Origin of the sequence: Providencia sp. Je.9.19, assembly GCF_051129765.1 — a bacterium.
GTDB lineage: Bacteria > Pseudomonadota > Gammaproteobacteria > Enterobacterales > Enterobacteriaceae > Providencia.
In genome coordinates this window covers 678910-702240 of sequence record NZ_JBCPSS010000002.1, presented here as the reverse complement: position 1 = coordinate 702240, position 23331 = coordinate 678910, and the positions used below count along the sequence as shown (strand labels likewise).

Here is a 23331-nt window from a genome sequence, read left to right as displayed (position 1 = left end):
ACACAAACCAAAAAGTAAGAAGAAAAATATGGATTGCCGGCGCGCTTTATACCATAAAACGGAAGAATAAGCTAACTTTTGTTGTTTTTTAAATTGTAAAAATAACGCATTCATTGACGTGTTTTCCAGTAAATCCTTTCATCTGCAAGAGGTTCACCAGATTTTTATTTTTGCAATTTGTGCGATTAAAGGCTCAAATTGAACAAGGCTCTGAAGCTGATTCACGTATCCTTACTCCATATTCTATGTGGCATCTAGTTCTGTGCTAGTTGGCAGAAAATGCGGTGGCTGTTACCATTAGTATCATTAATGGTGAATAAGCGGTACTAGCCGCTCATTTTCAAATCTTTTTATCAAATTGTCATAATCTTGTTATTGACATAAGTGGACCGAACTCATGGCTATTATTATCAAAACTGAAGAAGATATTCAGAAAATGCGAGTTGCTGGGCGACTAGCGGCTGAAGTGTTAGAAATGATTGCTCCGCATGTTGTGCCTGGGGTGAGTACCGGTGAGCTAGACCGCCTCTGTCATCAGCATATTGTTGAAACGCAACAAGCTATTCCCGCGTGTCTGAACTACCACGGATTTCCAAAATCTGTTTGTATTTCCATCAATGATGTTATCTGCCACGGTATTCCGAGCGATGATAAAATTCTAAAAGAGGGTGACGTTGTTAATATCGATGTTACCGTTATTAAAGATGGTTTTCATGGCGATACCTCAAAAATGTTTATTGTTGGAAAACCAACGATTCAAGGCGAACGTCTTTGTAAAATTACCCAAGATAGCCTGTATTTAGCATTGCGCATGGTGAAACCTGGTATTCGTCTACGTACTTTGGGTAAAGCTATTCAAGAGTTTGTCGAAAAACATGATCTTTCCGTGGTACGTGAATACTGCGGCCATGGTATTGGCGTCGGCTTCCATGAAGAACCACAAGTCTTGCATTACGATGCAGATGATGGAGGCGTTGTGCTACAAAAAGGGATGGCATTTACGATTGAGCCTATGGTGAATACTGGTGATTACCGTATCCGCACAATGAAAGATGGTTGGACCGTCAAAACTAAAGATAGAGGTTGGTCAGCACAATACGAACACACATTAGTTGTGACTGATAATGGTTGTGAAATCCTCACATTGCGCAAAGAAGAAGAGCCATTCATTTCAGCAGTTCTCGTTAATGTGTAATTAGCCCTTAATCAGTAAATTATTTTCTCTCGGATACCCCTTCTTCGGGGTATCTTTCACTGTTCATCTTTATTCAAACACCGTAAGCTGATAAAAGTTTCTGTAGCGCTTATCAACACGGAAAGAAAATGATGACAGTATCTTCTAAAACATATCTATCGCCTCATTTATTTCAACCCTCTGACCTTGAGCTATCAACGTTAAGATTGCATGTTGAAGACTTTAATAATTGGTTAGAAGTAGCCTTTAATCATGGTCAATCCGTGGTGGATTTAGTTCATGTCCGTAGTGATTACCTTGATGCGCTATTAACAAGATTATGGCAAGAATATCAATTTGATAAACGTCCAAATATGTCCTTAATCGCAGTAGGCGGCTATGGCCGGCATGAACTGCATCCGTTATCGGACATTGATATTTTAGTGCTAAGTAAAGAGCCTCTTGCCGAAGAAATTGCTACCAAAATTGGGCAATTTATTACGTTGCTTTGGGATTTGCGCTTCGATATTGGTCATAGTGTTCGTTCATTGGCAGAATGCATTAAAGCAGGAAATGATGACTTAACCGTGGCGACTAACCTAATTGAGTCTAGATTAATTTGTGGTGATATCGCCTTATTTTTACAACTACAAAAAACTATTTTCAGTGATGACTTTTGGCCATCAACCACTTTTTTTGCCGCCAAAATTGAAGAACAGCACGAACGCCATCAACGCTACCACAGCACCAGCTACAACTTAGAACCAGATATTAAAAGTAGCCCTGGAGGCTTGCGCGATGTGCATACTTTACTGTGGATAGGCCGCCGCCACTTTGGTGCCACTACAGTTGATGAAATGGTGAGTTTTGGATTTCTAACTGAAGAAGAACATCATGAACTTAAAGAATGTTTAACCTTTCTATGGAAGATCCGCTTTGCCTTACACTTAGTGGTTAAACGTTACGATAATCGACTGTTGTTTGATCGACAATTTAGTGTTGCTCGCTTACTGGGTTATGAAGGTGATAAAAATCAACCTGTTGAACGGATGATGAAAGATTTCTATCGTGTAACTCGTCGAGTCAGAGAGCTCAATCAAATGCTATTACAGCTATTTGATGAAGCTATTTTAACGTTAAATCCGAATGAAAAACCACGCCCCATTGATACACAATTCCAACTTCGCGGATCATTAATTGATGTGATTGATGAAGCATTATTTGTCAAAGAACCCGCCACCATCTTAAAAATGTTTTACCAAATGGCTCGGTATCCAAACATTACTGGTATTTATTCGACTACATTACGTCAATTACGATTTGCTAGACGGAATCTCGCCACTCCTCTATGTGAAAACCCTGAAGCACGAAAGTTATTTTTGAAAATATTACGACACCCTCGCGCAATTAAAGGGGCCTTTGTTCCCATGCATTTACACAGTGTTTTAAGCGCCTATACACCACTGTGGAGCAATATTGTCGGCCAAATGCAGTTTGACCTATTCCATGCTTATACTGTTGATGAGCATACTATTCGTGTCCTTCAGAAAATTGACAGTTTTACGTTAGAAGAAAATCGCCGCGATCACCCACTTTGTGTCAGTGTTTATCCAAAGTTACTGCAACCCGAAATTTTACGTCTAGCAGCGATGTTCCATGATATTGCAAAAGGTCGCTCTGGCGATCATTCAGATCTTGGCGCTGAATTTGTCTATAGTTTTGCACTACAACATGATTTTTCAATAAAAGAAGCGGAACTTGCTGCTTGGCTAGTGAAAAGCCACCTTTTGATGTCTGTCACCGCACAGCGAAGAGATATTCAAGACCCTGATATAATCAAACAATTTGCACTAGAAGTTAAATCGGTGTCACGTCTAAATTATTTAATGTGCCTAACTGTTGCCGATATTTGCGCCACCAACAGCACATTATGGAATAGTTGGAAACAAAGTCTTATTCGAGAACTTTTTCTATTGACTGAACATCAATTAAATCAAGGAATGCAAAGCACGCCAGACTTACGTGAACGTATTCGTCATCATCGTTATCAGGCTTTATCATTACTACGCCAATCATCTATTGATGAAGAGAAACTAAATGCATTATGGTCTCGTTGCCATGCAGATTATTTCTTACGACACACACCGTCACAACTCGCTTGGCACGCCAGTAATTTATTGAAACACGATTTAACGCATCCATTAGTTTTGATTAGTACTCAATCAAAACATGGTGGCACCGAAATATTTATCTGGTGCCCTGATAAACCACACTTATTTGCCGCTGTCGCCAGCGAACTTGATAGACGTAATTTAAGCATTCATAGCGCTCAAATTTTCACCAACAAAGACAATATGGCAATGGATACGTTTGTCGTACTTGAGCCAAATGGCGCCGCCTTATCGAAAGATAGATATGAGCAGATCCGTAAAACGCTACTGCTCGCCATTCAACAACCTGAAATTTTGCCACCTAAGCCGCGGATGATCCCTGCAAAATTACGTCATTTTACCGTACCGACAAAAGTTAATTTTCTACACTCTACGAATGAACGTCGTAGCTATATGGAATTATTCGCACTTGATCAACCAGGTTTACTGGCCAAAATTGGGCATATTTTTGCACAAATGGAAATTTCATTGTACGGCGCGCGGATCACTACAATTGGCGAAAAAGTTGAAGATTTTTTTGTCCTTGCAGATAAAAATCACAAAGCGCTCAGTAAAAATATGCAACAAGAGTTATCAGAAAGGTTGACAGATGCCCTTAAATCGAAGGATAAAATATAACATCCATTACATTTATCTGTGGTGGATATAACATTTTTTTCGTTATCCAAGGAGAAATAAACTCAATGCAGCATTTACAAGCGATCATTGAACAGGCGTTTGAAGACAGAGCGACTATCACACCGAATACCGTCTCTGCGCCAGTAAGACAAGCCGTAATGGACACTATAGCATTACTCGATAGCGGCAAACTCCGCGTTGCAGAGAAAATTGCAGGCGTTTGGGTTACCCATCAATGGCTAAAAAAAGCCGTTTTACTCTCATTTCGTATTCATGACAACCAAGTCATTGAGGGTGCAGAAAGTCGCTATTTCGACAAAGTCCCTATGAAATTTGCAGATTATGATAAAGCGCGTTTCGAAAAAGAGGGATTCCGAGTTGTTCCTCCCGCGGCGGTTCGCCAAGGTGCCTATATTGCTAAAAACTGTGTATTGATGCCTTCTTATGTGAATATTGGTGCTTATGTAGACGAAGGGAGTATGGTCGATACATGGGCAACCGTCGGATCATGTGCACAAATTGGTAAAAATGTTCACTTATCTGGTGGCGTCGGTATTGGCGGTGTTCTTGAACCTTTACAAGCCAATCCAACCATTATTGAAGACAATTGCTTTATCGGTGCTCGTTCTGAAGTTGTAGAAGGCGTTATCGTTGAAGAAGGGTCTGTCATTTCAATGGGCGTATATCTCGGTCAAAGCACTAAAATTTATGACCGTGAAACGGGTGAAATTTTTTATGGTCGCGTACCCGCAGGCTCTGTTGTCGTTTCTGGCAACCTTCCCTCTAAAGATGGTCGTTATAGTCTCTACTGCGCTGTTATCGTTAAAAAAGTGGATGAAAAAACCCGTGGTAAAGTTGGTATCAATGAGCTATTACGAAGCATTGATGAATAACTTTCCATTAGGTGACAGAGTAGCTTCCTAACACTCTCCCCTTCCAATTAGATGATAGACCTCTTTTTCTTGTAAGGAGAGGTTTGTCAATTTCAATAAATCGCGCATAATATGACCGTGGCTTTAGCTGGTTGCCATTAATAAAACTGTATTATTTTATTTTTCGCCATAATAATGATGTGATGTGCGCAGATATTTTCATCTATTCTATTTAATATTATATAGTTAATAGAAATACTGTTTATCATTTAAACAGACCCACCACATCCTTGAGAAGCGAGAAATAGACCGATATTGTTATAACCGGCCCATACTCTCATATTTATTCATCGACTCTGTCTCCTACGGCTAAGTGAGTTTACATGTACGATAATTTGAAAAGTTTAGGTATCAGCAACCCTCAAGACATCGACCGCTATACCCTGCGCCAAGAAGCAAATAACGATATTTTGAAAATTTATTTTCGCAAAGACAAAGGCGAGTTTTTTGCTAAAAGCGTGAAATTTAAATATCCACGCCAGCGCAAAACAATTGCTGCGACAGATGGCAGTAATAATTTTAAAGAAATCAACGAAATCAATACTAATCTTCGTTATGCTATTGAAGAGCTCGATCAAATCTGTCAGACCGATAAATCTGAACTCGATTTAAAACATAAAATTCTTGATGACTTACGCCATTTAGAACATGTTGTCTCTAATAAAATTGCCGAAATTGAAGCAGATCTTGAAAAATTAACACGTAAATAATTCAAAAATCGCTTTAAAATTGCCGAATAAATGACTGCACCGTGATATCTACATTAACTGTACTTTAGTTTTTAAGATGGTTTCTAAGATAGTTTACCGGTGCAGATCTTCAGATAAGTTCACTCCAAGCTTGAATCCACGCTTTAGCAAACTCTTCAGGCGTATCCACCTCTGTTGCATCAATGAATAACACATCACCAATACGTGTACCAGATTGTTCTGTCAGTAACTCGTCAAAATGCTTAGCTGCTCCACAGAAGCTTTCATAGCTACTATCGCCAAGCGCAATAATGCCGTAACGTAAATCAGGTTGGTAACCGAGTACATCTTTAATTTCATAAAAAAGTGGCGCTATGGTATCGGGGAAATCACCCTGTCCTGTAGAAGACGTGACAATTAAAGCAATATTATTATCTGAATTATAAGATTGCCAATCATCCAATGTAGGCTCATCAAAAATAACAATTTCATGCCCTTGTTGCGCTAAAATATCCTGCGCAGCTTCAGCGACAGCCAATGAATTACCATAGACAGTGCCAACAAAAATACCAATTTTAGACATAACCGTTCCTCAATTTACGTGCTTAATTTATGTAAAAATTAACTCGCCTGATTTACTGCATCAAAACCTAGTTTTGTCGCAACATCCAACCATCCAAATTGCTCAATCAGTGATAGCCATTGAGTATCCCAATTTGCAATAAGCGTTATTTTTTGCGCTGTTATCGGGTGAATTAAAACTAATTGGCTCGCATGTAGCATTAATCGTGCAACTGAAAAATGTTCGGTTACCCCACGATTTTGCCGCAAATCACCATGTTTACTATCACCAATGATAGGATGGCGAATATGTGACATATGTCGTCTTAATTGATGTTTTCGCCCCGTTTCAGGTTTCAACTCTAACAAGCTAAAGCGGGCAGTATCATAACGGCCAATAGCAACCGCACACTCAACTGTTTCAATCGGCTTACAGTGCGTCACACACTCTTGTAATACGGGTTCTCTTGTTGCTCGCTTATCAGCAATTTTATCCAACTCTTCAAGCAACGGATAATCTATTTTTTGTTCCTCAGTAACATAACCCCGTACGATGGCATGATAGGTTTTCTCAATTTGATGATTCTCAAATTGCTCAGATAGCAGCCTTGCAACCTCACTTGATAGTGCAAAAAGTAGAACACCTGAAGTTGGTTTATCCAAACGATGAATGGGATAAACATACTGCCCTATTTGGTCGCGAAGAGTCTGCATCACAAAAACGGTTTCTTGACTATCTATCCAGCTACGATGTACCAACATGCCTGCGGGTTTATTAATGGCAATAATATATTCATCATGGTAAATAATTTCTAACATTTATAACTTACCCATTGGCGTAAACTGAAATAAATTATCAAGTTCGCGTAAATGTTCAAAAAGCGCAATGAAATCACCATTGCAGTCATCCTTATAAACTTCCTCGAAATAAGGCGCGATAGAAAAATTACTGGGTAAAGCGGCACCTTTTTCTATCAACTCATACAGTCGTGGGATCAAAATCCATTGAAGCCACTCCAACGCTTCCATCGTATCAATAGAAAATGGCTCAGTACTTTCAAATGCCTCTGCGTTTGGCGGTAATTCACACCAAAATGATTTGGCTTTCATTTCATCTTCTACATGACGCAATTTTTCAACAATGTGTTGCTCGATATTCATACTAAAACCTATTTAACGGTGATAACCCAAAATATACTGTATTTTTTTCTACAATTCTGTCGAAAACATGGTGCTGATAACGATAAAAAGCAAGTTCTACTACTAACATGGCACCCTTTTTTAAATTACTCCGATTAATTTGCACAATACATTTAGAATAATTAAGTTTCGTTTATGATTTGTTGTTGTAACCACCTTTATCATCGAATGTTTTTCAAATTGATACTTGTGTATTACTAACACAGAAGAAATGGTTTATTTATGGGATTACTAAAGCAGTGGCGTAAAGAAAATAATATATGGAAATCCTTTAGCAATAGTTACGTTCAATTAAAGCGACGTATTCGCATCGCTAAACTGCCTTCACAACAATATCAGCAATATCAATTTATGTGTGAAAATTACCATAGTGCTCAATTATCAAGCACAATAAGTAATGTTCCTCATTTTATTGAACGCCCAATTAATAAATACCTACACAAAGCTTGGAGTGGTAAACAAAAGCTACTTACTGCAAGCCATACATTGAATTTGATAGAAAATACTTTTACCCCTAGTGCCATTGAGGCGATGTTCTCAGATAAGCGTGAAGGCCTTAAAGTTGCCGATATAGAACTTAAATCAGGCGATCTCGCGCAATTAAGACTGATTTACTCCGAATATCCTCGAGAAGGTGACTTAACTTTAAATTTACGCAATGAAACCGGTGATGAAATTTATTTAATGAGTTTTTCATTCGGGCCCCAAGGACAATTATATGTCTGCTCTCTACAAGGCCCCTCAACTGAGCAAAGTGTTGAACAAGTTAAATCTATTACCAAACAAATGCATGGAATGAGACCTAAAAATTTATTAATGTCAGCAATTTATGCAGTCGCTGCTTATTTCAACATTACATCGATTTTGGGAATATCAAATAATAGCCATATTAAAAGCCAACATTTAAAATCAAGTTATGACAATTTTTGGCAAGAATGTGGTGCAATATTGACGCCTAAAGGTTGGTATCAACTTCCGCTTCAAGAACCAGTACGAGATATTGAATTAGTTAAAAGCCAGCGCCGAGCTGAATTTCGTCGACGTGAAGCATTAAGAGAGGCTATGTTCCAGAATATAATAAATTCCCTCACTCAATATTCAGTTAATACGAATACATCAGAAAAATTAGCAAGTTAAATACAATTATTACTGTATATAATCAATACCGCATAATCAAAAATTAAATTATCGATAAAAAAATAAAGTGCCGTTAACGAAAAAAGCCAGCCAATAAAAACATTGACTGGCTCATCTCGAGTTTAAACACGTTTTACAGCATCCTGCAAAAACGACTCCCTGTCGTCTGACATCCTGTCAAATAAAAACAATTTAATAGACAAAATAAGTCTAATTAGTCATCCATAACTTTGTTTTTACTTATAAAAAGCTAAACAATCTACCCTGTCTAGCCACATAAGAATGTATTAAATCTATTAATGAAACAACCTAGTAGAGAAAACTAAAATTCATTACAAATCATAGTGATATTGGGTATCTATAGTAACGTCATGAAATCAAAAGTGAAATAATTATCATTTCACTTAAATTAAAAATATTTAAGATATTGCTTAACCCAATTGTAGGCAAATGCTTACACATCTTCGTATCTGATATCTTACCTTTGTGGCTCAATTATCGGTAAAAGTGCATTTATAAAACTAGCAAGATTAGGAGCAAGTACTCTTCTTTCTTTACTTCCAAATTTTTCTAAAATAATTTCGCCACTTAAATTGCACATAGAGATCATTTCAATTTCAGAATCCAAAGTTGCAATAAATAATGTTGGTGGCAGTTTTAAACGCTTTTGAGTCACTAAATGACCAATTAAATTTTCTTGTAAACGAATAAAATCGTCTTCATTCCATACTTGAACCAAACTAAGCTCTAACTCTGCAAATCTCGCTTTCATATCACCCGCAAGTTGAGTGGTATAAAAATCATGAATATCATCCTGTAAACTAATATCAAGTGCAGTGGCAACCTTTTGAAGACTCTTATTTTCTAGCGGAAAAGGTTGAGGTTCCCAATAAACCCAATTCTCACCTGTACGTGCGATACAGGGTGAGGGAATACCATATAAATCAACAGATGCTGGAGGTAAACCTGTTTGCTCCAACCATTGAGACATATATAACTGAGTAAAATTGTTAAGTGATTCAGAAATTATTGTATTCATAATTATGTATTATTTAGACCAAATTGAATTGAAAGACGTCAATAGGGTTGATAAATGATATTATCACAGCAGATTAACCGTAAAAAATGTGCTTGTTACGCCCTTTTCCTGCTTTGAGCCTCATTTTAGTTTATGAAGTATAAGGATCAATATGTCACACTACCAGAACAATCCAGCTCTCGACAATTTAACTCTCGGTAAAAAAACCGCCTACATTGATCAATACGATCCAACGTTATTACAAGCGGTTCCTCGTAGCTTAAATAGAGAGCCTTTAGCAATTCGAAATGATGCTCTGCCATTTCAAGGGGCTGATATCTGGACACTGTATGAACTTTCATGGCTCAACCCTAAAGGTCTACCTCAAGTCGCAATAGGCTCTATTAGTGTAAATGCAAATAGTGACAACCTTATTGAATCTAAAAGTTTTAAACTCTATCTCAACAGTTTTAACCAAACCAAATTTGAAACGTGGGAAAATGTGCGAAGCGTTTTGCAAAGTGATTTAAGTTACTGTGCTAACGGCGAGGTTAGCGTTACACTCCATAAGCTAGATGATTTTTCACAACAAACTATTCATCAATTTAATGGTATCTGTATAGATGAACAAGATATTGATATCGATAATTATGAATTCAGCCGCCATTATTTAGCTGATTGTACACAAAGTGAAATTGTTGAAGAAACATTAGTCAGCCATTTGTTAAAATCGAATTGTCTTATTACGAACCAGCCTGACTGGGGTTCAGTACAAATTCATTATCGTGGCCCAAAAATTAATCATGAAGCGTTATTACGCTATCTCATTTCATTTCGCCATCATAATGAGTTTCATGAACAATGTGTGGAACGTATTTTTAACGATATAACACAACTGTGTAAACCTGAAAAATTGAGTGTTTATGCACGCTATACACGCCGAGGTGGCCTTGATATCAACCCATGGCGTAGCAATGAGCAATTTAAACCACAAACAGGTCGCTTAGCACGGCAATAAGTACAAAATATAGTCAAAATGAATGTAGTTGAAATGTATTATTGGAAAATGCAGTTGAAAAAACAGCCGCTGAACCTATTTCAACACAATCCAACATCAAGATCCCTGCGGGGATAAAGGAGTGTTACTTGATTACTCATATTAGTCCATTAGGATCTATGGATCTACTATCTCAACTTGAAGTTGATATGTTAAAAAGAACGGCTAGCAGCCATTTATACCAGCTGTTTAGAAATTGCTCTTTAGCGGTTTTACACTCCGGCAGCTTAACCGATAGTAGTAAAGAGTTACTGGCAAAAAGCATTGATTTTGACATTAATGTATTGCGTCGTGAACGCGGTGTAAAACTTGAACTAATCAATCCACCGGAAGAAGCCTTTGTTGATGGCAAGATTATCCGCTCGTTACAAGCTAACTTATTTGCAGTACTGCGTGATATTCTTTTTGTCCATGCTCAAATTAGTAACGCAAAAGAACAATTTCATTTAGATATTGAAAACAGTGTTCATTTAACTAACATGATTTTCTCTATTTTACGCAATGCTCGCGCCTTACATATTGATGAAGAACCTAACATGATCGTATGTTGGGGTGGACACTCAATTAATGAAACTGAATATCTGTATGGCCGTAAAGTCGGTAATGAATTAGGTTTAAGGGAACTCAATATCTGTACTGGTTGCGGACCAGGTGCGATGGAAGCTCCGATGAAAGGTGCTGCGGTAGGCCATGCACAACAACAATATAAAAATAGCCGTTTTATCGGTTTAACTGAACCTTCGATTATTGCAGCTGAGCCACCTAATCCATTGGTTAATGAACTATTAATCATGCCTGACATCGAAAAACGTCTAGAGGCATTTGTCAGATTAGGCCATGGGATCATTATATTCCCAGGTGGTGTAGGTACAGCAGAAGAACTTCTCTATTTACTGGGTATCTTAATGGATCCTGAAAACAGTGAGCAAGTTCTCCCTCTCGTTCTGACCGGACCAAAAGAAAGTGCAGAATACTTTGCTGTACTTGATGATTTCGTTCGCCATACTTTAGGGGATGAAGCGAGTAAGCATTATCAGATCATTATTGATAATCCTCAAGAAGTCGCTAGAGTCATGAAAAAAAGTATGCCTCTAGTTAAAGATAACCGCCGCAGTACTGGTGATGCCTATAGTTTCAACTGGTCAATTAAAATTGATCATGCTTTACAGCATCCTTTTGAGCCTAGTCATGAAAATATGGCTTCTTTGAACTTACATCCGGGCCAGGCACCTGAAAAATTAGCCGCTGACCTACGCCGCGCATTCTCAGGCATTGTTGCGGGTAATGTGAAAGAATCAGGAATGAAAGCTATTGAAAAAAATGGTCCTTTTAAAATCCATGGTGATACTGACATCATGAGACGTATGGATATCTTATTACAAGGCTTCGTTAGTCAGCATCGTATGAAACTGCCGGGCGGAACTGCCTACGAACCTTGCTATGAAATTGTGAAATAAATTTAAGCAGCCAAGGACGGCCCGATACTTATGATCCATTTATTAATTATTGATGCATTAAATCTAATTCGTCGTATCCACGCGGTGCAAGGAAGCCCATGTGGAGATACCTGCTTATCTGCGATATCTCAACTCATCAATCATACTGAAGCAAGCCACGTTGTCGCTGTTTTTGATGAAGAAGGAAGGCATTCTAGCTGGCGCCATGAAAAATTACCTGATTACAAAGCAGGTCGCCAACCCATGCCTGAAGACTTGCAAAAAAACCTACCTTCACTGATAACACAATTTGAGGAAAAAGGGGTTCATTGTTGGCAATCTCAAGGTGATGAGGCCGATGACCTTGCCGCGACGTTGGCAAAACGTATCGCAAATGCAGGGCATATGGTGACGATTGTATCGACAGATAAAGGCTATTGCCAATTACTATCACCCAATATTCGGATCCGCGATTATTTTCAAAAACGATGGTTAGATGTTCCTTTTATTGAAAAAGAGTTTGGTGTAACGCCCGAACAACTTCCTGATTATTGGGGGCTTGCCGGTATTAGTAGTAGTAAAGTACCAGGAGTTGCAGGAATTGGTCCTAAAAGTACAACGATGCTATTACAGCAATACCAATCGATTGAAAATTTATACACGAATATCGATAATCTAGATGAAAAATGGCAAAAAAAATTAATTAACCAGCAAGAAATTGCACTAATTTGTCGTGATATTGCCACGTTAAAGACCGACATTATTATTCAAGGTAATTTGAACCAACTGCGCTATCAAGCCAAATAATTGCTATAAAAAAGGTCACTCTAAAGTGACCTTTTTTACTTTAACGTATTGAATACCATCAAATGCTAGTAATACTCACGAGCCATTGGATTCGCTGACCAGACACGCTGAACATGTACTGTAATCTCTTCGCGGTCATGGTATAGCTGTTTAGCTTGAATGCGCACGTTAATACTGTGCTCTTTTAGCTGAACCTGCATTTTATTTAAGATATGAGAGACTTCTTCATAACGTTTTTTCATTGGCAATTTTAAGTTAAAAATCGCTTCACGACACAGGCCTTCTTGCAGCCATTCAGTCATAAGCGCAGCAACCTTAGCGGGTTTTTCAACCATGTCACAAACAAGCCAAGTGATATTATTAGATATTGGACGGAACTTAAAACCATCAACTTGGTGATGAGTAACCTGCCCCGTATCCATTAAACTTTCAGCCATTGTTCCATTATCAACTGCATGTACCATCATGCTGCGCTTCACAAGCTGATAGGTCCAACCACCAGGACAAGCCCCTAAGTCTACCGCTTTCATTCCACTGGCTAAACGTTCTTCCCATTCATCATAAGGAATAAACACATGGAATGCTTCTTCAAGCTTCAGTGTTGAACGGCTAGGCGCATCTGATGGTAATTTTAACCGAGGGATACCCATGTAGAAACTAGAACTATTATTGGTATACGAATAGCCTGTATAGCAACAACCTGGTGCAATAAAAAACACATGAATAACCGGACGTTTAAAATTTTCTTGTGTAAGAAGTATTTTTTCTTTACGTAAAGCGTTACGCAAAGGCACCGTAAATTTACGGCAAAACTTCATTAATTCTTTGCATTCATTAGTATCAGCAACCTCAACGCGAAGATCGCCAGCTCGAGCAACTTGTTGGCTAAGTACATTCACAATTGGTGTAATACGGTCTTCTGGGGGTAAATCTTTGAGTAAATCCCCAACGACTATCATCTGACGAGCAAAAATAAGTTCACTAAAAGGTAAAGTACGTGCAAGTTTATCTGCATCTTCAGCTTGATAGCATTCAAAAATGACATAACCACTATTATCTTTTACTCGAGCAAAACCAAAGACTTCTTTTTGCCCAGCTTTATCTGTGATCTCTGCTGCGCACTCTTTTTCAAAGCCTGGGCGGCAATATAATGCAATTTTATTACTCATTGCGTGACGCCGATTTCCTTAGACGCATAGCGCCGATAACAACTAACAGCCAGCCAATAAGGAAACAAACTCCCCCTATAGGCGTAAAATAAGAAAAGTATTTTACCTGCAATAGGGCCATACAATAAAGGCTACCACTAAAAAGAAGTATGCCTACCGAGAAAAAAACACCAGACCAATAGAACCACAGTATAACTTTACGCAGTAAAATTGCACCGAGCACCATTAAAGCCACTGTGTGTAACATCTGATAACGTATACCGACTTCAATCCATTCCATCTGATGGACACTCATGATTGAAGATAGTGCATGGGAACCGATAGCTCCGAAAGCCACGGTAAAAAAACCACTAATTCCCGCAAAAATTAACATCAAACGACTATTCACAGTAACACCTTTTTATGAAATATTTGATTACTGATTAAGCGCCACATCTTGGTCACCCGTAATAAAACCTAATTTTTCTTGTTCACTTGCAGCCTGAGCGAGTACCCATTGACGAAATGCCGCTATTTTTCCTATATCAGCCTGACTTTCTTGACAGACAAGATAAAATGCATTTTTACTGACTAACACCTCGCTAAAGGGACAAACTAAACGCCCTGCATCAATTTCATTTCGTGCCATCACATTATTCGTTAATGCAATTCCTTGACCGTGCACTGCCGCTTGGATAACCATTGAGCTATGACTAAAAATAGGCCCTTTTTGTACATTAACAATATTTTGTAATTCTAATTGCCGAATATATGCTTGCCAATCCCGACGAGAAGAATCATGTAATAGCATATGATTAGCCAAATCCTCAGGATGCTTTAACTGAAGCTCTCCCGTTAATAACGAAGGAGAACAAACAGGCATCAAATATTCTGCATAGAGCCTATCTGTTCGAAGTCCTGACCAATTACCTTTACCGTAGAAAATAGCGACATCGACATCATCTGCCAATTTATCCTCTTCTCTATCTACCGCCTGAATTCGCACATCAATACCAGGATACGCTTGATTGAACCCCGCAAGGCGTGGTACCAACCATTGAATAGCAAAACTCGGTGATAAACTTACGGTTAATGCTCCCTTAGCGCTTCGCGCTTGTAATTTTCGAGTTGCTTCATTTAAAGAAGAAAAAATTTCTTTAATATCAAGATAATAACTTTGACCTTCTTCCGTTAATAATAACGAACGATTACGTCGACGGAATAATTTTAAGCCAAGAAAATCTTCTAAGCTTTTCATTTGGTGACTAACAGCAGCTTGGGTCACAAATAATTCTTCTGCCGCCTTAGTAAAACTTAAATGACGGGCTGCGGCATCAAAGACTCTCAGTGCATTAAGTGGCGGTAATCTTTTAGACATAATCACTTCTATTTGGCATATAGGTATCTATTAGTTTTTTTCATCCGAAGCATTATAAATTGTCCCTTGAGGATACGCCAGTAAATACCTATAGTATGCACACTTCCTAAGCCGGAACGAAAAGTTACAGAGTTTAGTTACTTTGGAACTTTTGGCTTTGTGGTTGTGATGTTGTGTTTGCAAGTTGTCTGGGGATGCCAGACGTTGTAGCTATTGCTACTGTTTATTTTCACTTCCTGTACATTTACCCTGTCTGTCCATAGTGATTTTATAGTGCACCGCCTAAGCGCGGTGCTTTTTTTTGCCTATTATAATATTTAGTAAAGCAAATAAATTAATAAATACAACAAACTATGAATAGCTACTAGTTTACCGAAAAAATATTCACTTGGATATTTAAGATAATTCTTGAAATTAGTCCGTAAACTAAGCTAAAAATCACTCATCGTTCAGAAAAGGGATTGCATTGTCATGCAAAACACTGAATCATCTTAAAATCAATTAAATTTCGTTGAAACAATTAATAGCAAATGTAACAAAACATTTCAACGAATAGATTAAAAAATGACTGGTTCAACTATCATCCTTCTTGATAAACCTAATAATTAATTTTTTAAATTTAGTCCGTCAAAATGAATCTCAAACTAGGTATAAAAGAATAAACACTATGGATCACTTCAATGCTACTCAATTTCGCCAAACCTTCCCTGCTATAGCTGCCAATATTACTTTTTTAGATAGTGCGGCAACCGCATTAAAACCTTTAGCTATGATTGAGGCATCAAATAATTACTATCGATTATCCGGTAGCTCGGTCCATCGAGGTCAATCAGCTGAATCATTAAAAATTACCAATGACTATGAGCAAGGGCGAATTAGAGTTGCAAAGTTAATCAATGCACCAAATGAAAAGTCAATTATTTGGACTCGCGGCACCACTGAATCCATAAATTTCATCACCCAAAGCTTTTTTAGAGAAAAATTACAACCTGATGATGAAATTATTGTAAGTGAAACAGAGCATCATTCGAATTTATTACCGTGGTTAATACTGGCAAAGCAGACTGGAGCTAAAATTGTTAAATGGCCAATTAATGACAGCCTAATATTAGATATAGACGCACTTAAATCAAAACTAAATACAAAAAGTAAGGTCGTCGCAATCACCCAAATGTCAAATGTAACGGGCTACCAACCTGACCTAAGCATAATCACTCAACTTGCCCATGCTGCGGGTGCACTTGTGGTCGTTGACGGTGCCCAAGGCATTGCTCATCTCCCAATTGATGTATCCGCTATTGATATTGATTTCTATGCATTTTCTGCCCACAAACTTTATGGTCCTACAGGCTTAGGTGTCTGCTATGGAAAGCCAAGTTTACTGTCACAAATGAGCCCTTGGCATGGAGGTGGCAAAATGCTAACTGACGTCACTTTTGATGATTTCACTCCAGCCCCTATCCCACAATGTTTTGAAGCTGGAACGCCTAATATAGCAGGGGTAATCGCATTTTCTGCTGTGTTAGAGTGGTTAAATAAGATAGACTTCGTTCAAGCAGAAATTTATTCTTGCTCACTGATCCAATATGCACATGAACAACTCTCGCAACTCGATAATTTGATTTGTTATAGCACGCCCAATTCACCCTTACTGTCTTTCAATTTTAAAGATATTCATCATAGTGATTTAGGGCTTCTCTTGACCGAACAAAATATTGCACTACGCTATGGGCAACATTGTGCTCAACCTTTAATGGATGCTTTAAATATTAGAGGCTGTTTACGCATTTCAGTAATGCCTTATAATAACAAGCAAGATATTGACCAATTTATTAAGGCAATCAAATTTGCCCTTTCAATACTAAATGATTAAATCGATATTAAATGATGAAGAAGGAAGCCTAATGACTTCGACTAAACATGAACTTGCTCCGCACCCTTTTGGTACTGAGATAGTTATTCCAGGAATAGTTGAACAATTCTCTACCCAAAAAGCATGGGAAGATAAGTACCGCTTGCTGATCCAACTAGCCAAACAGCTACCTGCATTAACCGATGAAGAGAAACAACAAACTCAAGAGGTTAAAGGCTGTGAAAACCGAGTATGGATTGGCGCGCTCTTAAATGATGATGAGACTTTCCATTTTTATGGTGATAGTGAAGGTCGTGTTGTTAAAGGCTTATTTGCAATTTTATTAGCAGCGATTGAGCTTAAAACCGCCCAACAAATCCTCGAAATCGATTTTACTGATATTTTAAATCAAACAGGATTATCTGGTCAATTAAGTGAATCTCGCCAAAATGGCATCCAATCCTTAATTACTGCGATTAGAAATATCGCCAATGAGATGACCCCGGCTTAAATAACTGAATGAGGCTATTAATATAATTTATTATTAGCCTCATTTAATCATTTCACCGTTCTTTGTGCTTTGGCGACCATTTTTTTAAGTACATGAGAAACAGCGATAAAACCAAAACTTGCGGTGACCATTGTTACTGCACCAAAACCAGATGCACAATCCATCCGTTTAGAGCCATCCGCCGTGCTTTTTGCCGCACAGACAGTTCCATCGCTTTGTGGATAGACTAATTGCTCTGTTGAGAACACACAATCAATTCCCAACTTACCTTTACTATTTTTAACGACATTAAAGTCAGACTTTAGACGTTCGCGTAATTTAGCGGCTAAAGGATCTTGAACCGTCTTAGCCAAATCAACAACTTGTATTTGAGTGGGATCGATTTGACCACCTGCGCCTCCAGTGGTGACAACTGGGACTTTAAAACGTCGGCAATAGGCTAACAACGCAGCTTTTGGCCTTACACTATCAATTGCATCAATAACATAATCAAACCCCGTACTGAGGTATTCAGACACATTATCGACAGTAATAAAATCATCGATTACATTCACAGTACATTCGGGATTAATCGCCAAAATACGTGCTTTCATTACATCTACTTTGGGTTGTCCCACAGTGGTGCTAAGTGCATGTAATTGACGATTAGTGTTTGTCACACAAACATCATCCATATCAATTAATGTGATTGAACCAATACCCGAACGCGCTAACGCCTCGGCAGCCCATACCCCAACACCACCAATACCAATAACACACACGTGAGAGCGAGCAAAAAGAAAAAGTGCTTGTTGCCCGTATAAGCGCCCAATTCCAGCAAAGCGCTGCATCCACGCATCAGAAAGCTGAGTTTGCATAATAACAAATGACCTTAATTAAAACGGCTACTACTTACTAGCACCAAAAAGCTGTTGATCCTTCTTCAGTACCCAAACTCGTCCATAATGATTATAAAACCCGGCCATTTTACCGGCTTCATGACCTGTTCCATGGTAGATATCGAAATGGTGTCCTTTAATTGCACCACCCACATCTAAGGCAATCATCATACGCATTTCATATTGCCCCGTAAATTTACCATTATTATCAAGTACGGGTATTTCAGCCAATAAAGCTGTACCCGCTGGAATTAATGATTTATCTGATGCCACAGAAGCTTTAGCTATCAAAGGTACCGCACTCGCGCCTCTGACAGGTACAAACGATTGAGGTTTAAAAAAGACAAATGACGTATTCTCTTCTAATAGTTGACGAACCTCTTCTTCGCTATGACTGTTTGTCCAATCATGAATAGCTTGCAATGACATTTTATTCAATGGCACTTCACCACGATCAACTAACACTTTACCTATACTTTTATATGCATGGCCATTTTTGCCTGCATAACCAAAGAAATTTAATGGGCTGCCATCACCAAAGTTCACATAACCACTCCCCTGCACTTCCATCATGAAGTTATCAACCGCAGAGTTACTGTAAGCTAAAATTAAATTATTACTAAGCGCCCCGTTATAAATTGCCGCTCTACTAGGTAAACGCTTTTTACCTTTAGGTGGCATTCCATATAATGGATGGCGAAATTCACCTTGAGGTGTACGTCGCGCTTCAATAACAGGTGTGTAATAGCCCGTAAACTGTACGTTGCCATAATTATCTGCACCTTCCATTTGAAAAGCCGCTAAATTGAAATTAACTAACTGGCTCGGGTCACCGCCTGCCATTAGCCAGTTCTCTATAGCATGATAAGTTTCATTATTATTTTGAAAAAGACGAGGTGAGGAATTTTTAATTTCAACAACTTGGCGATTAAAATCAGGGGTATTAATCGGGCGGCCTTGAGTATTTACTTGATTAACCTTTTGAAGATCACTAACCAAGTGACCATCTTTATATTGCTGCCCTTTATCAGTTGGGTGAGATTGGCATCCAACCAAAAAAGAAACACACATACCTGTGACTAACCATTTTTGCCATAATTTCATGATTTTCTGCCCGAACTAATCCAATATGAAGCGCACAATAGCAAACTCAAATTAAGAATGAAATGAGTAAACATATTTTAGCCCACTATTTCTGTTTTCTATTTATACCTTCCGTTGCCTACACTCCCATGGATTAAGATTAAAAAATAATCGTCAAGTATGTATTTTGTTCTACAATCCGTAATAAATGAAAAAAAACACGAAAAAACTTGCATCAGATCTCATCCCGAGTATAGTGCCCCATATCGGACGCGGGGTGGAGCAGTCTGGTAGCTCGTCGGGCTCATAACCCGAAGGTCGTCGGTTCAAATCCGGCCCCCGCAACCAAATTTGTTGTTTATCAACAAATGTAGTAAAATAAACCAGTTAGTACAAAGTAATAAAGTATTTCAGGCGCGGGATGGAGCAGTCTGGTAGCTCGTCGGGCTCATAACCCGAAGGTCGTCGGTTCAAATCCGGCTCCCGCAACCAAATTACCTGTAATATTTAACCTCTTCAGTCGCGGGGTGGAGCAGTCTGGTAGCTCGTCGGGCTCATAACCCGAAGGTCGTCGGTTCAAATCCGGCCCCCGCAACCAATATTTTTTCTATTTGTATCAATCCCAGTTAATTCAAAAATCCAAACTTATTCTAAAATTTAATATCTAAAACAAAAAAGGCGACTCACTATTTAGCTTGTCACCTATTTAAATTTAGTTATTAAACGCATATTACTTTCGCTAAACATTATCCATTTCTAATCGCCAACTCTCCACCATTACGAAAATATGCTTTTATACCTTGGAAAATTGATTCAGCCATTTGCTGTTGGAACTTAGCTGTTTTTAACTTTCGTTCTTCCTCTAAATTGCTAATAAATGCAGTTTCTACCAAAATTGATGGAATTTCAGGGGCTTTTAGTACCGCAAATCCTGCTTGATCAACTTTGTTTTTATGCAATTTATTCACTTTACCCATACGCTTAATCACTTCATCACCAAACTTCAAACTATCATTAATTGTCGCCGTTTGTACTAAATCAAGCATAGTATGGTCGAGATAAACATCTCCACTTTTGCTCACACCACCAATTAAGTCAGCTTCATTTTGTGTTTGAGCAAGGTAGCGCGCAGTATTACTTGTCGCACCTTTAGTCGATAGTGCAAATACCGAAGAACCATGAGCTGAGCGGTTAGTAAAAGCATCCGCATGAACAGAAATAAACAAATCTGCCTGCATTTTTCTCGCTTTCGCAACTCTAACTTTAAGCGGAATAAATACATCTTCATTACGTGTCATATAAGCACGCATTTTTGGATCTTTATCGATCAAGGCCTTAAGACGTCGGGCAATTTGTAATACCACATCTTTTTCACGAGTTTTATATTTTCCAATAGCGCCCGGATCTTCGCCACCATGACCTGGGTCTATCATGATAATAATAGGCCTGTCTTTACCTGCTGTACCTGGTTTTTTCGCCTGCGCAGGCATATTCTCTTCAAGATCGCCTTTATTATAATCTTCAAGAAGTGCTAATAAAGGATCATCACTAGTATCAACACCCTTTCCTGGATAAAAATCCATCACCAGTCGGTGCTTAAATTCAGAAACAGGTGCCATAGTAAAAAACTGAGGGCTAACTTTATTTTTGACTTCAAAAACAAGACGAACTGTTTTTGGATCAAATTGCCCTGCCCTTACTAATTTAAGGTAAGGATCTCTTGACTGAATTTGGCTGCCCATCTGCTTTAGTACGTTATTTAGCTGAACACCTTCTAAATCAACAACAATACGCTCAGGATTATTCAACACAAACTGACGGTATTTCAGAGGAATATTCGATTCGAGTGTCACTCGGGTATAACTCGATGCCGGCCAGATACGCACGGCAATGATGCTGCTATTCGCAGCAAAACCAAATGGGCTGACACTAAGCAACATAACGGCTGCCGCACCTTGTATAAGGCGGCGCTTTGATGGACTGTGATCTTGATGACTCATCAATAATTCCGAACCTAGAGCTGATAAATAAGACGATTTTAGAATAAATGCCAATATATTGGCTAGATGCAAGCACTCTAACTAATCATTAGCACTCTGTCATTAAGAATACACATTTAAATTTAGAGATATGTAAACCTCAAAAATATAATTGTTATTATTTTTATGCCATCTTTTACTTGATATTTACTGCCAAAAAGAATAAAAATACAGTAATTACGAATAAAAATTCACTCAAGAGGGTAATTATGAAAGAGCGCAGCACCGAATTGGTTGATGAATTTCGCCATTCGGTACCTTATATAAACGCCCACCGCGGCAAAACATTTATTATAATGCTTGGTGGTGAAGCGATTGCGCATGAAAATTTTCCAAGCATTGTTAATGATATAGGACTATTGCATAGCCTTGGCATTCGTATTGTCGTTGTTTATGGTGCTCGCCCACAAATTGAACAAATTTTATCAGAACACAACTATGATGCTATTTATCATAAGCATACTCGCGTAACCGATGCGAGTACTCTTGAATATGTTAAGCAAGCATCTGGTGCATTACAATTAGATATTACTGCGCGTTTATCAATGAGCTTAAGTAACACCCCCTTACAAGGCGCTCATATTAACGTGGTAAGTGGTAACTTTGTTATCGCACAACCTCTTGGTATCGATGACGGTGTTGACTATTACCACAGTGGTAGGATTCGCCGCATTGATGAAGATGCTATTAATAATCAGCTTAACAATGGTTCAATCGTTTTAATCGGCCCAGTTGCTGTATCAGTAACTGGGGAAAGTTTTAATTTAACCTCAGAAGAGGTTGCCACTCAACTGGCTGTAAAAATTAAAGCAGAGAAATTAATCGGTTTTTGTTCCTCACAAGGTGTAGCAGATAAAGACGGTAATATACTGTCTGAATTATTTCCTAATGAAGCTGAAAATCGTATTCAAGAGCTTGAATCTGATGGTGATTATTACTCAGGTACAGTTCGCTTCTTACGCGGAGCCGCTAAAGCCTGCCGTCGAGGAGTCCGTCGTAGCCACTTACTAAGCTATCAAGAAAATGGTTCATTGATTCAAGAATTATTCTCTCGTGACGGTATCGGCACTCAAATAGTTATGGAAAGTGCAGAACAAATCCGTAGAGCCAATATCAATGATATCGGTGGGATTTTAGAATTAATCAGACCATTAGAGCAGCAAGGTATCCTCGTGAGGCGTTCACGAGAACAACTCGAAATGGAAATTGATAAATTTACGATTATTGAACGTGATAATTTAGTGATTGCATGCGCAGCACTCTATCCATACCCAGAAGAAAAACTCGGTGAAATGGCATGTGTTGCTGTTCATCCTGATTATCGTAGTTCTGCTCGTGGCGAAGAACTATTACATCGAGTTGCCGTCCAAGCTAAACAATTTGGACTGGAGAGATTATTTGTACTAACGACCCGCAGCATTCATTGGTTTCAAGAAAGAGGTTTTGTTCCCGCAGAAATTGAGATGCTACCATTGAAAAAGCAGGCTTTATACAACTATCAACGCCGCTCTAAAATCTTAATGTTAGACTTAAAAAATCAAGCTGATAAATAATTAGACTCACCATTCTTCAAGCTGCAGTTTTACTTAATTTACTGCAGCTTGAATTACACTACGTTATTCAACGTGCCCTGTATTCCATA

At 38.5% G+C, this 23331-nt stretch carries 21 protein-coding genes and 3 tRNA genes; 14 read left to right on the top strand and 10 right to left on the bottom strand.

The window, feature by feature from the left end; genetic code table 11:
* Positions 1–397: 397 nt before the first annotated feature.
* From map to AAZR93_RS12390, 4 genes are all read left to right on the top strand, one after another.
* The gene (gene map, locus AAZR93_RS12405; protein WP_294106888.1) at positions 398–1195 is read left to right on the top strand and encodes a type I methionyl aminopeptidase; all 798 of its coding nucleotides are present in this window, start codon (positions 398–400) and stop codon (positions 1193–1195) included.
* Between the two features lie 128 nt (positions 1196–1323).
* Positions 1324–3963 (top strand): bifunctional uridylyltransferase/uridylyl-removing protein GlnD, encoded by a 2640-nt coding sequence (glnD, locus tag AAZR93_RS12400; protein WP_434719965.1) that lies wholly within the window; start codon positions 1324–1326, stop codon positions 3961–3963.
* A gap of 65 nt (positions 3964–4028) precedes the next feature.
* A complete protein-coding gene (dapD, locus tag AAZR93_RS12395; RefSeq protein WP_434719964.1) occupies positions 4029–4856 on the top strand; it encodes a 2,3,4,5-tetrahydropyridine-2,6-dicarboxylate N-succinyltransferase in 828 nt (275 codons plus the stop codon).
* Between the two features lie 362 nt (positions 4857–5218).
* A complete protein-coding gene (locus AAZR93_RS12390; protein WP_294106882.1) occupies positions 5219–5605 on the top strand; it encodes a DUF3461 family protein in 387 nt (128 codons plus the stop codon).
* 109 nt (positions 5606–5714) lie between these two features.
* Here AAZR93_RS12390 and AAZR93_RS12385 read toward each other — a convergent pair whose 3' ends face one another.
* From AAZR93_RS12385 to AAZR93_RS12375, 3 genes are read right to left on the bottom strand one after another with little or no spacing between them, the layout of a single operon-like run.
* A complete protein-coding gene (locus AAZR93_RS12385) occupies positions 5715–6167 on the bottom strand; it encodes a flavodoxin (protein WP_336430517.1) in 453 nt (150 codons plus the stop codon).
* A 38-nt stretch (positions 6168–6205) separates the two neighbouring features.
* On the bottom strand, positions 6206–6964 hold the full coding sequence (truC, locus tag AAZR93_RS12380; protein ID WP_294106878.1) for a tRNA pseudouridine(65) synthase TruC: 759 nt from the start codon (positions 6962–6964) through the stop codon (positions 6206–6208).
* Positions 6965–7306: a YqcC family protein gene (locus AAZR93_RS12375; protein ID WP_434719963.1), complete on the bottom strand. Its 342-nt coding sequence runs from the start codon at positions 7304–7306 to the stop codon at positions 6965–6967. It abuts the gene before it with no gap.
* A gap of 261 nt (positions 7307–7567) precedes the next feature.
* Here AAZR93_RS12375 and AAZR93_RS12370 point away from each other — a divergent pair, with 261 nt between their 5' ends.
* Positions 7568–8482 carry a DUF535 family protein gene (locus tag AAZR93_RS12370; RefSeq protein WP_434719962.1) on the top strand — a complete coding sequence of 305 codons (915 nt, stop codon included), beginning with the start codon at positions 7568–7570 and terminating at the stop codon, positions 8480–8482.
* Positions 8483–8960: 478 nt separating this feature from the next.
* Here AAZR93_RS12370 and syd read toward each other — a convergent pair whose 3' ends face one another.
* Positions 8961–9521, bottom strand: a complete 561-nt coding sequence (gene syd, locus AAZR93_RS12365; protein WP_434719961.1) for a SecY-interacting protein — start codon at positions 9519–9521, stop codon at positions 8961–8963.
* Between the two features lie 151 nt (positions 9522–9672).
* Here syd and queF point away from each other — a divergent pair, with 151 nt between their 5' ends.
* From queF to xni, 3 genes are all read left to right on the top strand, one after another.
* Positions 9673–10518 (top strand): NADPH-dependent 7-cyano-7-deazaguanine reductase QueF, encoded by an 846-nt coding sequence (gene queF / locus AAZR93_RS12360; RefSeq protein ID WP_294106871.1) that lies wholly within the window; start codon positions 9673–9675, stop codon positions 10516–10518.
* 128 nt (positions 10519–10646) lie between these two features.
* Entirely contained in the window at positions 10647–12014 is a 1368-nt protein-coding gene (ppnN, locus tag AAZR93_RS12355; RefSeq protein ID WP_294106966.1) for a nucleotide 5'-monophosphate nucleosidase PpnN, read from the top strand.
* Between the two features lie 30 nt (positions 12015–12044).
* Positions 12045–12800 carry a flap endonuclease Xni gene (gene xni / locus AAZR93_RS12350; protein WP_294106869.1) on the top strand — a complete coding sequence of 252 codons (756 nt, stop codon included), beginning with the start codon at positions 12045–12047 and terminating at the stop codon, positions 12798–12800.
* 65 nt (positions 12801–12865) lie between these two features.
* Here the strand turns inward: xni and rlmM are convergent, their stop codons facing one another.
* The 3 genes from rlmM to AAZR93_RS12335 are packed head-to-tail and all read right to left on the bottom strand — an operon-like array spanning position 12866 to position 15326.
* Positions 12866–13969 carry a 23S rRNA (cytidine(2498)-2'-O)-methyltransferase RlmM gene (rlmM, locus tag AAZR93_RS12345; protein WP_294106867.1) on the bottom strand — a complete coding sequence of 368 codons (1104 nt, stop codon included), beginning with the start codon at positions 13967–13969 and terminating at the stop codon, positions 12866–12868.
* On the bottom strand, positions 13962–14357 hold the full coding sequence (locus AAZR93_RS12340) for a DUF423 domain-containing protein (RefSeq protein WP_434719960.1): 396 nt from the start codon (positions 14355–14357) through the stop codon (positions 13962–13964). The genes rlmM and AAZR93_RS12340 overlap by 8 nt, the downstream gene beginning before the upstream one ends.
* Before the next feature lie 27 nt (positions 14358–14384).
* Positions 14385–15326 carry a transcriptional regulator GcvA gene (locus AAZR93_RS12335; RefSeq protein ID WP_294106863.1) on the bottom strand — a complete coding sequence of 314 codons (942 nt, stop codon included), beginning with the start codon at positions 15324–15326 and terminating at the stop codon, positions 14385–14387.
* A gap of 667 nt (positions 15327–15993) precedes the next feature.
* Here AAZR93_RS12335 and csdA point away from each other — a divergent pair.
* Positions 15994–17199, top strand: a complete 1206-nt coding sequence (gene csdA / locus AAZR93_RS12330; RefSeq protein WP_434719959.1) for a cysteine desulfurase CsdA — start codon at positions 15994–15996, stop codon at positions 17197–17199.
* Between the two features lie 31 nt (positions 17200–17230).
* On the top strand, positions 17231–17689 hold the full coding sequence (gene csdE, locus AAZR93_RS12325) for a cysteine desulfurase sulfur acceptor subunit CsdE (RefSeq protein WP_294106859.1): 459 nt from the start codon (positions 17231–17233) through the stop codon (positions 17687–17689).
* A 47-nt stretch (positions 17690–17736) separates the two neighbouring features.
* On the opposite strand, the gene tcdA is transcribed toward csdE, so the two are convergent.
* Positions 17737–18546: a tRNA cyclic N6-threonylcarbamoyladenosine(37) synthase TcdA gene (gene tcdA / locus AAZR93_RS12320; protein WP_434719958.1), complete on the bottom strand. Its 810-nt coding sequence runs from the start codon at positions 18544–18546 to the stop codon at positions 17737–17739.
* A 30-nt stretch (positions 18547–18576) separates the two neighbouring features.
* Positions 18577–19671 carry a murein transglycosylase A gene (gene mltA / locus AAZR93_RS12315; RefSeq protein ID WP_434719957.1) on the bottom strand — a complete coding sequence of 365 codons (1095 nt, stop codon included), beginning with the start codon at positions 19669–19671 and terminating at the stop codon, positions 18577–18579.
* Positions 19672–19921: 250 nt separating this feature from the next.
* On the opposite strand from mltA, the gene AAZR93_RS12310 reads away from it, so the two are divergent.
* The 3 genes from AAZR93_RS12310 to AAZR93_RS12300 all read left to right on the top strand — a co-directional run bounded on the left by AAZR93_RS12310 (position 19922) and on the right by AAZR93_RS12300 (position 20248).
* Positions 19922–19998 (top strand) — tRNA-Met (locus AAZR93_RS12310).
* Between the two features lie 67 nt (positions 19999–20065).
* Positions 20066–20142 (top strand) — tRNA-Met (locus AAZR93_RS12305).
* Positions 20143–20171: 29 nt separating this feature from the next.
* Positions 20172–20248, top strand: a tRNA-Met gene (locus tag AAZR93_RS12300).
* Positions 20249–20396: 148 nt separating this feature from the next.
* Here the strand turns inward: AAZR93_RS12300 and amiC are convergent.
* Positions 20397–21650: an N-acetylmuramoyl-L-alanine amidase AmiC gene (amiC, locus tag AAZR93_RS12295; protein WP_294106852.1), complete on the bottom strand. Its 1254-nt coding sequence runs from the start codon at positions 21648–21650 to the stop codon at positions 20397–20399.
* A 248-nt stretch (positions 21651–21898) separates the two neighbouring features.
* Between amiC and argA the strand changes: the two genes are divergently transcribed.
* Entirely contained in the window at positions 21899–23242 is a 1344-nt protein-coding gene (gene argA / locus AAZR93_RS12290; RefSeq protein WP_294106850.1) for an amino-acid N-acetyltransferase, read from the top strand.
* The last annotated feature ends 89 nt before the right edge of the window (positions 23243–23331 follow it).

Coding starts and splice junctions, on each gene's coding strand:
- csdE (WP_294106859.1), top strand. CDS start 17,231: ATGACTTCGACTAAACATGAACTTGCTCCGCACCCTTTTGGTACTGAG.
- argA (WP_294106850.1), top strand. CDS start 21,899: ATGAAAGAGCGCAGCACCGAATTGGTTGATGAATTTCGCCATTCGGTA.
- AAZR93_RS12385 (WP_336430517.1), bottom strand. CDS start 6,167: ATGTCTAAAATTGGTATTTTTGTTGGCACTGTCTATGGTAATTCATTG.
- queF (WP_294106871.1), top strand. CDS start 9,673: ATGTCACACTACCAGAACAATCCAGCTCTCGACAATTTAACTCTCGGT.
- AAZR93_RS12390 (WP_294106882.1), top strand. CDS start 5,219: ATGTACGATAATTTGAAAAGTTTAGGTATCAGCAACCCTCAAGACATC.
- mltA (WP_434719957.1), bottom strand. CDS start 19,671: ATGAAATTATGGCAAAAATGGTTAGTCACAGGTATGTGTGTTTCTTTT.
- truC (WP_294106878.1), bottom strand. CDS start 6,964: ATGTTAGAAATTATTTACCATGATGAATATATTATTGCCATTAATAAA.
- AAZR93_RS12375 (WP_434719963.1), bottom strand. CDS start 7,306: ATGAATATCGAGCAACACATTGTTGAAAAATTGCGTCATGTAGAAGAT.
- map (WP_294106888.1), top strand. CDS start 398: ATGGCTATTATTATCAAAACTGAAGAAGATATTCAGAAAATGCGAGTT.
- xni (WP_294106869.1), top strand. CDS start 12,045: ATGATCCATTTATTAATTATTGATGCATTAAATCTAATTCGTCGTATC.
- AAZR93_RS12335 (WP_294106863.1), bottom strand. CDS start 15,326: ATGTCTAAAAGATTACCGCCACTTAATGCACTGAGAGTCTTTGATGCC.
- amiC (WP_294106852.1), bottom strand. CDS start 21,650: ATGAGTCATCAAGATCACAGTCCATCAAAGCGCCGCCTTATACAAGGT.
- rlmM (WP_294106867.1), bottom strand. CDS start 13,969: ATGAGTAATAAAATTGCATTATATTGCCGCCCAGGCTTTGAAAAAGAG.
- csdA (WP_434719959.1), top strand. CDS start 15,994: ATGGATCACTTCAATGCTACTCAATTTCGCCAAACCTTCCCTGCTATA.
- dapD (WP_434719964.1), top strand. CDS start 4,029: ATGCAGCATTTACAAGCGATCATTGAACAGGCGTTTGAAGACAGAGCG.
- syd (WP_434719961.1), bottom strand. CDS start 9,521: ATGAATACAATAATTTCTGAATCACTTAACAATTTTACTCAGTTATAT.
- tcdA (WP_434719958.1), bottom strand. CDS start 18,546: ATGCAAACTCAGCTTTCTGATGCGTGGATGCAGCGCTTTGCTGGAATT.
- glnD (WP_434719965.1), top strand. CDS start 1,324: ATGATGACAGTATCTTCTAAAACATATCTATCGCCTCATTTATTTCAA.
- AAZR93_RS12370 (WP_434719962.1), top strand. CDS start 7,568: ATGGGATTACTAAAGCAGTGGCGTAAAGAAAATAATATATGGAAATCC.